The sequence below is a fragment of the Pseudomonas sp. NPDC088890 genome (assembly GCF_044900155.1).
Classification (GTDB): domain Bacteria; phylum Pseudomonadota; class Gammaproteobacteria; order Pseudomonadales; family Pseudomonadaceae; genus Aquipseudomonas; species Aquipseudomonas urmiensis.
In genome coordinates this window covers 226910-240003 of the sequence record NZ_JBJDNG010000008.1, presented here as the reverse complement: position 1 = coordinate 240003, position 13094 = coordinate 226910, and the positions used below count along the sequence as shown (strand labels likewise).

General features: G+C 64.1%; 10 protein-coding genes. 3 read left to right on the top strand and 7 right to left on the bottom strand.

The genetic code is table 11. The features are described from left to right. The first annotated feature begins 104 nt into the window (after window positions 1–104). The 3 genes from ACI2JX_RS18620 to ACI2JX_RS18610 all read left to right on the top strand — a co-directional run bounded on the left by ACI2JX_RS18620 (window position 105) and on the right by ACI2JX_RS18610 (window position 2945). Window positions 105–596, top strand: a complete 492-nt coding sequence (locus ACI2JX_RS18620; protein WP_404690693.1) for a hypothetical protein — start codon at window positions 105–107, stop codon at window positions 594–596. Window positions 597–677: 81 nt separating this feature from the next. Beyond that, a complete protein-coding gene (locus ACI2JX_RS18615) occupies window positions 678–2084 on the top strand; it encodes an adenosylmethionine--8-amino-7-oxononanoate transaminase (protein ID WP_368973538.1) in 1407 nt (468 codons plus the stop codon). Between the two features lie 141 nt (window positions 2085–2225). Further along, window positions 2226–2945 (top strand): 16S rRNA (uracil(1498)-N(3))-methyltransferase, encoded by a 720-nt coding sequence (locus ACI2JX_RS18610; RefSeq protein WP_404690692.1) that lies wholly within the window; start codon window positions 2226–2228, stop codon window positions 2943–2945. Between the two features lie 9 nt (window positions 2946–2954). On the opposite strand, the gene ACI2JX_RS18605 is transcribed toward ACI2JX_RS18610, so the two are convergent. From ACI2JX_RS18605 to ACI2JX_RS18575, 7 genes are all read right to left on the bottom strand, one after another. Next, complete coding sequence (locus tag ACI2JX_RS18605; RefSeq protein WP_264236685.1) at window positions 2955–3572, bottom strand: hemolysin III family protein; 618 nt, start codon at window positions 3570–3572, stop codon at window positions 2955–2957. A gap of 218 nt (window positions 3573–3790) precedes the next feature. After that, on the bottom strand, window positions 3791–4264 hold the full coding sequence (locus ACI2JX_RS18600; protein WP_186557375.1) for a chemotaxis protein CheW: 474 nt from the start codon (window positions 4262–4264) through the stop codon (window positions 3791–3793). Continuing rightward, window positions 4257–9533: an Hpt domain-containing protein gene (locus ACI2JX_RS18595; RefSeq protein WP_404690691.1), complete on the bottom strand. Its 5277-nt coding sequence runs from the start codon at window positions 9531–9533 to the stop codon at window positions 4257–4259. The genes ACI2JX_RS18600 and ACI2JX_RS18595 overlap by 8 nt, the downstream gene beginning before the upstream one ends. A 10-nt stretch (window positions 9534–9543) precedes the next feature. Continuing rightward, window positions 9544–11604, bottom strand: coding sequence for a methyl-accepting chemotaxis protein (locus tag ACI2JX_RS18590; RefSeq protein ID WP_264236682.1), 2061 nt, complete (start codon window positions 11602–11604; stop codon window positions 9544–9546). Between the two features lie 10 nt (window positions 11605–11614). Continuing rightward, entirely contained in the window at window positions 11615–12169 is a 555-nt protein-coding gene (locus ACI2JX_RS18585; RefSeq protein ID WP_264236681.1) for a chemotaxis protein CheW, read from the bottom strand. Then, on the bottom strand, window positions 12166–12531 hold the full coding sequence (gene pilH, locus ACI2JX_RS18580) for a twitching motility response regulator PilH (RefSeq protein WP_186557371.1): 366 nt from the start codon (window positions 12529–12531) through the stop codon (window positions 12166–12168). Before pilH ends, ACI2JX_RS18585 begins: the two co-directional genes overlap by 4 nt. Before the next feature lie 46 nt (window positions 12532–12577). Continuing rightward, window positions 12578–12979, bottom strand: coding sequence for a PleD family two-component system response regulator (locus ACI2JX_RS18575; RefSeq protein WP_186557370.1), 402 nt, complete (start codon window positions 12977–12979; stop codon window positions 12578–12580). Window positions 12980–13094: the final 115 nt, after the last annotated feature.

The window sequence follows — 13094 nt, the reverse complement described above, 5'->3', positions numbered from 1 at the left end:
GGAGCGACGACAAGTCGTTTATGCAACTGGCATTTTTGTCAGTAGCCAGAATCGGCGCATGCAGTGGAAAGTGGCAGCACCCAAGTCCCAATGGAAATTGATGCATGGAATGCCATCAGCACTTTGCCCGCATGCAGCCTCATCACTTCAAACCCCACGACATCTGGCAGGGCAACAGTGGCTTGAGCATAACCTCCAACTGCACCTCATACGCGGGGCTTTACCAAGATTTCCAGGGCAATCCCGGCACTGAACTGGTGATTGGTGAAAACAACGACCTGCAGATCGACTTCGGTAAGGAAATCGATTGCGTAATGCTCGATTTCTATGTGGTTAGCGACTGCCCCGGGCTGGACGAAGACGACCTGATCGAATGCGACTACTTAGGCCTCAGCCCCGATCTGCTCGACGCGCCACCGCTGTACTGGCTCACCCTCAGTGGCCAATCGGGCACTGAGTACGTTCCGGGGGTATACGCCAGCACGCCTACTCGCCAGTTGCTGCTGGGGCCATTTCGCAGGCTGACCATCTCCACCAAGCAGGCCAGCACCCTGCACATTCCAGCCCTCAGCTGGAGGCCCCTCCTGCGGCATTGAGCCTGAACACGGTTGTGATGCCCGGCACCTTTGCTTAGGCTTACGCGGTCAAACCAAGCCGCGTCGCCAGGAGAAGTGCCCATGGGCCTCAACGATCAGTGGATGCAACGTGACCTCAGGGTCCTGTGGCACCCCTGCACCCAGATGAAAGACCACGAGCAGCTACCGCTGATCCCGATCAAGCGCGGCGAAGGCGTGTGGCTGGAGGACTTCGAGGGCAAGCGCTACCTGGACGCGGTCAGCTCCTGGTGGGTCAATGTCTTTGGTCACGCCAATCCGCGTATCAACCAGCGCATCAAGGATCAGGTCGACCAATTGGAGCATGTGATCCTCGCAGGCTTCAGCCATCAGCCGGTGATCGAACTGTCCGAGCGTCTGGTCGCCATGACCCCAGACGGCCTGGACCGGGTGTTCTACGCCGACAACGGCTCATCGTGCATCGAAGTGGCGCTGAAGATGAGCTTTCACTACTGGCTGAACAAGGGCCAGCCGGACAAGAAGCGCTTCGTCACCCTGAGCAACAGCTACCACGGGGAAACCATCGCGGCGATGTCGGTGGGCGACGTGCCGCTGTTCACCGAAACGTATAAAGCGTTGCTTCTGGACACCATCAAGGTGCCCAGCCCCGACTGCTACCTGCGCCCAGAAGGGGTGAGCTGGGAAGCGCATTCACGGGCCATGTTCGCCGCCATGGAGCAAACCCTGGCCGAGCATCACGCCAGTGTCGCCGCGGTGATCGTCGAGCCGTTGATCCAGGGCGCTGGCGGCATGCGCATGTACCACCCGATCTACCTCAAGCTGCTGCGCGAGGCCTGTGATCGATATGGTGTCCACCTGATCCACGATGAAATCGCCGTCGGCTTCGGCCGTACCGGCACGATGTTCGCCTGCGAACAGGCCGGCATCCGCCCCGACTTCCTGTGCCTGTCCAAGGCCCTGACCGGCGGCTATCTACCGCTGGCCGCCTGCCTGACCACCGATGACGTTTACCAGGCCTTCTACGACGATTACCCAACCCTGCGCGCATTCCTCCACTCGCACAGCTATACCGGCAACCCGTTGGCCTGTGCCGCAGCGCTGGCGACCCTGGACATCTTCGAACAGGACAACGTGATCGAGGCCAACAAGGCGCTGTCGGCGCGCATGGCCAGTGCCACCGCGCACCTGGCCGATCATCCGCATGTGGCCGAGATTCGCCAGACGGGTATGGCCTTGGCGATCGAGATGGTCCAGGACAAGGCCGGCAAAGTCGCCTACCCATGGCAGGAGCGCCGCGGCCTTAAGGTCTTCGAACACGCCCTGACCCGTGGCGCCTTGTTGCGTCCGCTGGGCAGCGTGGTGTATTTCCTGCCGCCTTACGTGATTACCCCCGAGCAGATCGACTTCCTCGCCGAGGTGGCCAGCGAAGGGATCGACATCGCCACCCGCGACAGCGTCAGCGTGGCAGTGCCCAAAGACTTCCATCCCGACTTCCGCGATCCGGGCTAGCCCGCAAGATCGCCGCCAACCCTGTAGGAGCGGGCTTGCCCGTGAACAAGGGCGAAGCCCTTGGCAGACACTGCAGTGTCTTCTTCGCGGGCAAGCCCGCTCCCGCAGGGAACTTTGTGCCCCTACTCCCTGAGCTGAACCATGAGACTGTCCCGCTTCTTCATCGACGCCCCCTTGAGCCTTGGCCAGCACGACCTGCCCGAAGCCCAGGCCCACTACATCGGCCGCGTACTGCGCATGGCCCCTGGCGATGCCGTGCAATTGTTCGACGGCAGCGGCCAGGAATACCTCGGCCAGCTGCTCGAAGTCGGCAAGAAGAGCGTACGCGTCACGCTCGACCAGGCCCTCCCCGGCCAGGCCGAATCGCCGCTGCATATCCACCTCGGCCAAGGCCTGTCGCGTGGCGAGCGGATGGACTGGGCAATCCAGAAAGCCACCGAACTGGGCGCCAACGAAATCACCCCGATCGTCAGCGAGCGCTGCGAAGTACGCCTCAAGGACGAACGCGCCGACAAGCGCCTGGCACACTGGCGCCAGGTGGCGATCAGCGCATGCGAGCAATGCGGCCGCTCGACCCTGCCCGTGATCCATCCACCACTGACCCTGGCTGAATGGCTCAAGGCAACCGAGGCCGACCTCAAGCTGGTCTTGCACCCGGTAGCCGAGCCGCTGACCAGCCATGCACGCCCAGCGCGCCTGGCCTTCCTGATCGGCCCAGAGGGTGGTTTGAGCGACGCCGAAGTGGAGCAGGCCAAAGCCGCCGGCTACCACGCCGCCCGCCTCGGCCCACGCGTGCTGCGCACCGAAACCGCGCCGGTGGTGGCGCTGTCGGTGGCCCAGCAGCTATGGGGCGACTTCTAAACGCGTGCCCTAACGCACGTAGAAGAACACTGCGATGAAGTGCAGCAAGCTGCCGGCGATAACGAACAGATGCCAGATGCCATGCCAATGGCGAAAGCGGCTGTCAAAGGCGAAGAAGATGATGCCGATGGTGTAGAACGCACCACCGGCCGCCAGCCAGGCAAAGCCAGCAGCGCCGAGGGTGCGCAACAGGGGCTTGACCGCTACCAGCACGATCCAGCCCATGACTGCGTAGATGATGATCGACAGCACCCGCGCTTCGGAGCGTGGCTTGATCTCTTGGAGCATGCCGATTACCGCCAGCCCCCAGACCACCCCGAACAGGCTCCAGCCCCAAGGCCCGCGCAGGCTGACCAGGCAGAACGGGGTATAGCTGCCGGCGATCAGCAGGTAGATCGACAGGTGATCGAGCTTGCGCATGATCACCTTCGCCCGCCCGCGAGTGCTGTGGTAGAGGGTCGAGATGCTGTAGAGCAGCAACAGGGTGCCGCCGTAGATGGAGAAACTGACGATCTTCCACGGATCGCCCTGCAACCCGGCTGTGACGATCAACCAGATAGCGCCTATGCAGGCCAGTACCGCACCAACCAGGTGCGTCCAGGCATTGAAGCGTTCACCGTAATACATGCAAACACAGACCTCCGATGGCGGGGCAGGTTCCTGATTTGGTGTGGTTTAAGGCAAGCACCGCGTCGTGCTTTTCGCGGGCAAGCCCGCTCCCACAGGATAAGCGGGGAGCCCGGGGACATCCTTTACAGGGTGAGCGAAAGCCCAAGCCAACGCTGTCTGTGGGAGCGGGCTTGCCCGCGAAAAGGGCGACGCGGTTTCAAGTTTGACGCCCTATCCTAACCCGCAACAGGTTGCAGATCCGCGTCACGCACCATGCGCTCCAGCCCCACCAGATCCGGCACCCGCGCCACCTGCTCGGCTACCTGCACCGCCGCCAGTTCCAGTTCGCTAAGCGGCACATCGACATAATTCAGCTGGCTGTCGAGCTTGCACGAACGCGGAATGTCCTGCAGCAACAGCGCCAGGTAACGTAGGCCGGTATCGCCCAGCGCATTGAGCACGACAATCCGCGCCCGCTCGCCGCACACGGTCTCTGCACCACAGGCAGCCTCGAAGCCAATCAACGGCAAGCGCTGCTGACGCCAGTCGATCCAGCCCAGGTGCCAACGCGGCTCGCCGATCTGGCACGACAGCGCACGCTGGCCAATCAATTCGGCCACCGCGACATTGGGCAACACCAGGGTGCGATCGCCCAGCGGTAATAGCAGCCCGGTCAAGGTGCTGCGCTGACCGGCAATATGTTCAAGCATGCGATTGGCTCCAGTGAGCGATGCTCTGCAGCAACACCGATTCCTGATACGGCTTGCCGAGGTAATCATTGACGCCGATGGCCATGGCCCGGTCGCGGTGCTTCTGGCCGCTGCGCGAGGTGATCATGATGATCGGCAGATCTTTCAGGCGCTGGTCGCGGCGGATCCGCGTGGCCACTTCAAAACCGTCCATGCGCGGCATCTCGATATCCAGCAACAACACATCTGGCCGATGCTCTTCGAGCAGGGCCATGGCATCGAGGCCATCCTTGGCGGTCAGCACGCTCATGCCGTGGCGCTCGAGCAAGCGGCTGGTAACCTTGCGCACGGTCACCGAGTCGTCCACCACCATGATCAACAAACGCTGACGCGGCGCAGGGCCGAACAACTGCTGCTGGCGATCATTACCGCCCGGCAGACGCGCCAGACGCCGCTGCTGGCCCCGTAGCTGACCGAGCAGATCGAGAATCAGCACCACCCGGCCATCGCCGAGCAAGGTTGCCCCAGACAGGCCAGGTACAGCAGCGAACTGCGGCCCCAGACTCTTGACCACGATCTCGCGGCTCGGCGACAGGCTGTCCACCTGGATGGCGAATGACTCCTCATGCGAATGCACCAGCACCACCGGCAGCGGCACGCTTTGCCCGAGCAGGCTTGGCCGCGCACTGCCGCCTTGCAACAGCTCGCCGAGATAGCGCAACTGATAGGCATGACCGGCATACACGTAACGCGGCGCCTCCAACTGGTAGCAGGCGGCAAGCTCGGCCGGCGGCACGCGCACGATGCCTTCGATGGTGTTGAGCGGGATCGCGTATTGCTCATCCCCCAGGTGCACCATCAACGCCCGGTTGATCGACACGGTGAATGGCAGGCGAATCAGGAAGCGTGCGCCTTTGCCTGGGCTGGATTCGATACTCATCGAGCCGCCGAGCTGCTTGACCTCTTCGTGGACCACATCCATGCCCAAGCCACGCCCGGAAATTTGCGTGATCTTTTCCGCCGTGGAGAAGCCTGGCCGCAGGATGAACTGCAGGATCTCGTGATCGCTCAAGCGCGCTTGCGGGTCGAGCAAGCCGCGCTTGATGGCCTTGTCGCGCACCGCAGCCAAAGGCACCCCTGCGCCGTCATCGCTCATTTCGATGACGATGTCGGCGCCTTCGTGCAGCAGGTTCAGATGAATCGTGCCCAGCTCCGGCTTGCCCGCCGCCAGGCGCACTTCACGCGACTCCAGGCCATGGTCGACGGCGTTGCGCAGCATATGCTCCAGCGGCGCCACCATGCGCTCCAGGACGCTGCGATCGAGCTCGCCCTCAGCATTGCCAACCACCAGCTCGACTTGCTTGCCAAGCTCGCTGGCCACTTGCCGCACTACCCGCTGCAAACGCGGCACCAGGCGCTCGAACGGCACCATCAAGGTGGCGGTCAGGCCCTCTTGCAACTGGCTATTGACCCGCGCCTGCTGTTGCAGGAGGCTTTGCGCTTCCTGAGCACGCTGGGTCAGGGTTTCCTTCAGATCGAGCAGGTCCGAGGCCGACTCGAACAGCGCTCGCGACAACTGCTGCAACTGTGAGTGGCGGTCCATCTCCAGGGGGTCGAAGTCATCGTAGGCGTCGCCCTCGGCCTGGTAGCGGCTGGACATGCGCCCCTGGGTCTCGATGTCCAGGCGCAGCAGTTGGTCGCGCATCCGCTCAAGGGTGGTTTCCATCTCGTTGAGGGCGAATTGGGCGTCGTTGACCTGTTGCTCAATGCGCCCACGGATCACCGAATGCTCACCCGCCAGGTTGCCCAAGTCATCGAGCAGCTCGGCATCGACCTTGACCATGTCGCCCGGCGCACGCTCCGCAGCGGCAACCGGGGCTTCGGCAGGGGTAATGTCGGCTGGGCCCTGGCTGGCCACACTGTCAGTCAGGGCGGCGCTGCTGAAGTTGCGGATGTAGTCGATCAGCGCCGTGGCAGCATGCAACGGCTGGCCCAGGCGCACCGCATCGAGCATGTGCGCCAGGCGGTCGTGGCAGTTTTGCAGCAGCGAGAACAGCGCCGGAGTCGCGGGCAAACGCCCAGCGGCGAGCAATTCGTAAAGAAATTCCAGTTCGTGGGCGAGGTCGCCAATGGCGGCGATCTCGACCATACGTGCGCCGCCCTTGAGCGTGTGCAGGTCACGCAGCAGGGTTTCGACTTCGACGCTACTGCGCGGATCGGCCTGCAAACGCGCCAGCGCGGCGGCAGAGCTTTCGACGATGTCGGAGCTCTCTTCGAGGAACACGTCGAGCAGTTCCTTGTCGCCAGGGCTGTCGACCTCTGGCGGCGATTCTGACAGTTCGGCGGGCGCCGGCGCATGGCGAAACTCACGCAGCTGCGCGAGCAGCCCTACCGCCGAGGCTGGTGATTGCCCCTCGCGCAGGCTTTCGAGCATCTCGGCCAGCGCCGCATGGCTGCGCTTGAGCAGCTCGAACAGCGCCGCGCTGGGGCCCAGGCGGCGATCCACCAGGCCCTCGTAGAGCAGCGCCAGCTCCTGGGCGAGAATCTCCACCGCGCCTACCGCAGCCATCTGCGCGCCGCCCTTGAGGGTTTGCACCTCATGCTGCAACGCCGACAGGTTCGACGCGCTTTCGCTGTCCTGCTGCCACTGCTGCAGCGCCTGGTCGGCACTGTCGAGGATATCCCCGGCCTCTTCGAGAAACAGTTCCACCAACGCCGGTTCCGTGCTGCTGTCCACAGTCGGCAATGCAGTAACCCCGTCGCGCCCGACCAGCCCGGTAGCATCAGGCGCCAGCGCCGTGTCCAACAGCGCGCGCAGGGCATCGAGGCGTTCTGGACGCGGGGTCACTTCCTGCCCGGCAGCGACCTCGTCGAGCATGTCGATCAGCTCGTCATGGGCTTGTTGGGCCTGGGCAAAGAACGCTGGGTCAGCCGCCAGGCTGCCCTCTTCCACCGCCCCGTACAGATCGAGCAGGCCTTCGCAGAGCTCATCCAGCTGCCACAGATCCGCCAGGTGGGCGCCATGGCTGAGCGTGGTCAGCTCGTCGAGCAGGGTCTCCAGCGCCTGGCGTTGCCCCGGATGCTGCTGCCAGCTCGATAGCAACGACTCGGCATCGAGCAGGATGTCCATGCCCTGGGCGAGGAAGTTAGCGATCAGCTGAGGGTCGCGGCGCCGGCGACTGTGATGGGGCTCGTCCTGCAAGCTGGCCAAACGGCCATCGACACCTTGACCGACTTGCTCGATCAGCTCGGCAGCGCCGGGAATGGCTGCCAGCGGCGTGCTGCCCAGTTGGCTCAGGCCCAACTGGAACAGCGTGCGCCCCGCTTCCAGCCAGTCGATCTCGGCCAGCTGCAACGGCAGCTGGTGGCCTTTGTATTCTCGCGCAAGGCGGTCGAAGGCGGTGGCCAGCTCGGCGATCGGCATCACCCCGGCCATCGCGGCGCTGCCCTTGAGCGTGTGCAGGGCGCGCTGCAAGCTGTCGCTGACCGGTGTGTCCTGGCCATGCGTCTCCTGCAAAAACGCCTCGAGGCTGGCCATGTGGCCCTGGGCCTCGTTACGGAAGATCTCCAGCAGCTGCGGGTCGAGCCCGTCTACTTCGGCGGCGCTGCTGGCCTGGTTGTTGGCCAAGCCATGCAAGTGCGCCGACAACGGCTCGACCTCTACCAGCGGTGGTAAATGGCCGACGGCAAAATCAGCGAGCAGGTCTGGCAAACGCACGAACACCTGCTGCAAGGCAACCACACCCTCGCCCGCCAGGCTCACCCGTCCTTCCAGCGCGCGGTTGATCAGGTGCTCGGCCCCCCAGGCCAATTCGGCGAGTGCCTGGGCATGGACCATCCGCCCACTGCCCTTGAGCGTATGCAGCGCACGCCGGACTTCGATCAGGGCGTCGCGCAAGCTGTTGTCGGCGCGCCAGCGCAGCCAGTGCCGCTCAAGGTCTGGCAACAGCTCGTTGGCTTCTTCGAGAAACACCTCGCGCAGCTCGGCATCGATTTCCTCGACCTCATCGGCCAGCCCGCCAATGCGACAAGTCACACCCAGCGCAGCCAGGCTGGCACGGGCCATTTCAATGAATGGCTGAGCATCGGCCAGCGGGTCGGCCACCCGCCATTGCAGGTAGCATTCGCCAGCGCTGAGGGCGTCGGCCAGGTGGGTCAGTTCAGCCTGCGGCGGCTCTTCGTCCAGGTGCGCCAGCCAGCCCTGCACATAGCCTGCCGCACCAGCGAACAGCTCGGCGGCGGCAGGCAGCATGAGCATCGACAGTGCCCCGCGCACCTGGTGCAGCAAGCCCGGCAGCGCCTGCAAGCGCTGGCGGGGCCAGCCGGATTCAAGGCAGTCGCCGATCAGGTCCTTGGCCTGCTGCAGCACCGATACCGCTTCGCTCAGCACCTGCTGGCGAATCTGTGCCAGGTCCGAGCCCGGCATGCTGCCTTGGCCACTCTCTTCCAACGGGCCAACCATGCCGTTGAGGGTCGCCTCGACGTACAGCAGCGCCCCGGCGACGTCCATCAACAGCGCATCATCCACCGGTTGCTGGTCTTGGGCCAGGGCCTGCAAGGCCAGCACCTGGTCGATGATCACCCGCCGCGGCTGTTGGAAATTCAGCACCGCCAAGGTATCGGCGACCTGGCGCAACGGCGATACCAGGGCATCGAGTTGCTCACGCGACTGCTCGCCGCGCACGAATTGGTCCAGGCAATCCTTGATGCGCATGAGGTCGTCGCACAGCGCGCTGACCACCGAGCGCAGGGCATCGCGGCCTTGACCGGCCTGCAATTGTTCGCGCCAGTTGCCCAGCGACAAGTCGAGGTCGGCCAGATCCGCCGCGCCAGCCAGGCGCTGCGCCGCTTCGCCCATCAGGCTGCCCTGGGCCAAGGCCTCGACGCCGCGACACTCGCGCAGGCGGTTGAGCAGCGGCAGCATGACTAGCGGCAGGTCATGGCGGGCGCCGCGCAGGCGTTCAAGATACGGCGGCAGCTGCTCCAGACCACGGAACATCGCGCCCAGGCAATCGCCCCGCGGGGTGATCTGGCCGTCAGCCATGGCCCGGCCAAGCAGCTCGAGTTCTTCGGCCAAACGCGTTGCGCCACGCAGCTCAAGCATGCGCAGGCAGCCATGCACCTGGTGCAGGTTATCCACAAAGAAGGTCAGCATCGACAGATCGCCGGGGTCGCCGGCAAAGCGCTCCAGGGCCTGGCGCGCCTGCGCCAGGCAATCGAGAATCGGCGCCTTGGTCCAGGCCAGGGCGACCGTGTCGTGGCGTTCGGGGCTCACTGCGGCAGAGGCCATGGGTGATTCCTCAACGCGGCTCGGCGGGTGCCGGCAGGGTGAAACCGGAAACCGAGCGGCGCATCTCACTGGCCATGCGCGCCAGGTGGCGAATGCTGTCGGCGGTGGCACCGGAGCCGGCGGAGGTCTGCGCGGTGATTTGCTGGATCACCGCCATGGTGTGGGAAATCTGCCCGGCCGATGAAGTCTGCAACTGAGCGGCGTCGGAGATACTGTGGATAAGATCTGCTAACGTCTGCGAAACGCCCTCGATTTCAGCCAAGGCAACCCCGGCATCCTGGGCCAGGCGCGCACCACGTACCACCTCGGCGGTGGTCTGCTCCATGGAAATCACCGCTTCGTTGGTGTCGTTCTGGATGGTACGCACCAGCGCTTCGATCTGACGGGTGGCCGACGAGGAGCGCTCAGCCAGGCGCTGCACTTCGTCGGCGACCACCGCAAACCCGCGCCCCGCCTCCCCGGCCAGCGAGGCCTGGATCGCGGCGTTGAGCGCGAGGATGTTGGTCTGCTCGGCAATGTCGTCGATTAGGCTGACGATATCGCCGATCTCCTGCGACGACTCCCCTAGGCGCTTGATGCGTTTGGCGGTGTCCTGGATCTGCTCGCGGATGTTGTCCATGCCTTGGATGGTGTTGTGCACCACCTCGTTGCCCTTGTTGGCGATGGCCACCGACCGCTCGGCGACCTTGGCCGACTCATAGGCATGTGCCGAGACGCGGTCGATCGACTCGACCATGTCGCCGACCGCCAGCGACGCTTCGCTGATCTGGTCGGCCTGGTGCTCGGAGGCCTTGGCCAACTGTCGGGCAGTGTTTTGCGTGTCTTGTACCGCAGCGGCCACTTGCACGGCGCTGTGGATGATGGTCGCGACCAGGTCGCGCAACTGGTCGACGGAATAGTTGATCGAGTCGGCGATCGCTCCGGTGAAGTCCTCGGTTACCGAAACCGTCACGGTCAGGTCGCCGTCGGCCAGTTCTTCGATTTCATCGAGCAGGCGCATGATCGCCTGCTGGTTGCGTTCGTTCTTCTCGGCGGTTTCGCGCAGCTGGCGGTTAGTGGCACGAACCATCACCGAACCGATGAGGATGATCGAGGCCAGGGCAATCAGGCCCAGTACGTAGCCGCCGACAGTATCCAGGGTGCGCCCGTTGGCCAGGTTCTCGAAACCGTTGGCCAGGTGCGAGGCCTCATCGAGCAAGGTCTGCGACAGGCTGAAGATGTTGCTCGCGGCCTCGCGCACGCGAAACAGCTCAGGCGAGGTCTGGAGGATTTCATCAACGCTGCCGGCTACGAACTGGAACAACTCGGCGATCTCGGCCAGCCGCGCGCGAGCGTCGGCATCCTCGACCCGGGTGACCTGGATCGCCGGGTTGCCGCCGAGCATGCCTTCGAGCACCTGACCGAAGCGACTGGCATCGCGGCCAAAGGCGTCTGCTGCCTGCACCGCAGTGTCATCGCCGGCCAGCACGGTGTTGACCGAACCGAGAATGCGCTCAGCCAACAGCAACTGACGCTGAGCCACCGCCACCTGACTGGCGGGCGCGCCGCTCTGCAGGAGGATTTCCACCACCTTTTCGTACTCGACCTGCAACTGCGGCACGGTTTCGGCCAGGGTCGCCGCCACCTGGTGCAGCGACAATACGGTCTGCTCGCTGGCCAGGATGGTGTCGGTGTTCTTGCGCAGGTTTTCCCAATCCTGGCGGACCGCCTCCATTTCATCGCGCATTTTCGCCGGAGCTGCTGGCAACGCCGTGGTCTTGTCGCCTTCGCGCAGGTAACTCCAGCGACGCTCGAAGTCGTTGCGCGCATCCGACAGCAACCTGAACGCCAGGGCCTTGCCTGCGGCAGCCTCGGTGGCGTTCTTGGCGATGCGCTGGGACAGCACGCGCAGCTCGCCGGCATGGCCGATGTACTGCTTGTCGTAGTTGGACTGGGTATTGAGGTAGGCGAAGTTGGCGAACAGCAAGACGATCGACAGGATCAGCACCACGAACAGCACGGTGATCTGCGCACTGCTGCGCGCACGCGCAGTCACGGCGGGTGGAGTGACGGGGCTGGCGGGCTTGTTCACGGTCGATCCTCTACAACGCTACATCAAGAAAGCCTGGCGCCTGGGCCAGGGCGAACGGACTGAAGATCGCCCAATTGCGCTCCCGCGGGAAATGCCCCTGAACGAACGGTGCAGCGGCGCGCAACAGCGGCTGCGGCGGCGACAGGTCGAGGCTGCTCAGAGTGAAGTGCTGCAAACCCAGCACCTCATCGACCAACAGCCCGGCGAACAGGTCCTCGTGGTCCAACACCAGCACGCGCCGCTGCTTGCCGGGCGCTACCGGGCCGAGGCCGAAGAAGCTGCTCAGGTCCATCACCGGCAGCAGCCGTCCACGCAGGTTGGCAACGCCGCAGACCCACGGTTGCACCCCCGGCACACGGCTGCTGCGCGGCTCACGCAAGACTTCGGCGACTTCGCCCATCGGCGCCACGAACCACTGCCCGGCAATCCGAAAACCGATCCCGCTCCACTGCTGCAAGCGGTTGTCCTGCAACGGCTGGTCGGCCACCAGCAGGCGGCAGCGCCGGTCGATATCCAGCAGCAACTCGAAGGCGGTCAGCGACGCGCCTTGCGGGCGGGTGGTCAACCTGCGAGCACTTCTTTGAGTTTGGCGATCAGCGCCTCTTCTTCCACCGGCTTGATCAGAAAATCACGGGCGCCCTGACGCGATGCCCAGATGCGGTCGGTATCCTGGTCTTTGGCGGTGATGACAATCACCGGAATGGCGCTGGTCGCCGGGTCCTTGGCCAACTGGCGAGTGGCCTGGAAACCATTGAGGATCGGCATGACGATATCCATTAGGACCACGTCGGGCTTCTCCTGACGGGCCAGGGCTACGCCGTTGGCGCCGTTTTCCGCTTTAAGGACCTCATGGCCATGCTTTACCAGTATTGCGGTCAGTTTGTGCAACTCTGTCGGCGAGTCGTCGACAATCAGAACTCGGGCCATGCTGTTTCCCCATCAAGGAAAAGTGACGCCGCCAGCACCGGCGGGGTCAGGGTGCGTGTTGTTCCTGCGCGGCGAATTCGGGCACATGCGCCCTGATCGCATCGAGCAGTTCTTCTTTGCTGAAGGGTTTGGTCAAGAATTGATCGGAGCCGACCACCCGCCCGCGGGCCTTGTCGAACAGGCCGTCGCGTGACGACAGCAGGATCACCGGGGTGTCCTTGAAGGCGCTGTTGTGCTTGATCACGGCGCAGGTCTGGTAACCGTCCAGGCGCGGCATCAGCACATCGACGAAGATGATCCGTGGCATGTGGTCGACGATCTTGGCCAGCGCATCGAAACCGTCGCTGGCGGTGATCACCTCACAGCCGGCTTCGCTCAGCAGCATCTGGGCGGTGCGGCGGATCGTGCGCGAGTCGTCGATCACCATCACCTTCAGGGGTTGTTCCATAATCGCGTTGAGTCCGCTTATCGCGAGGCTTGCCCGCGATTGAATCGCCCGAAGGCCTATGCAGGCATTTTTAGCACACTCCGGGTGGCCATTCCATCTGCTGCACCCCTTGACC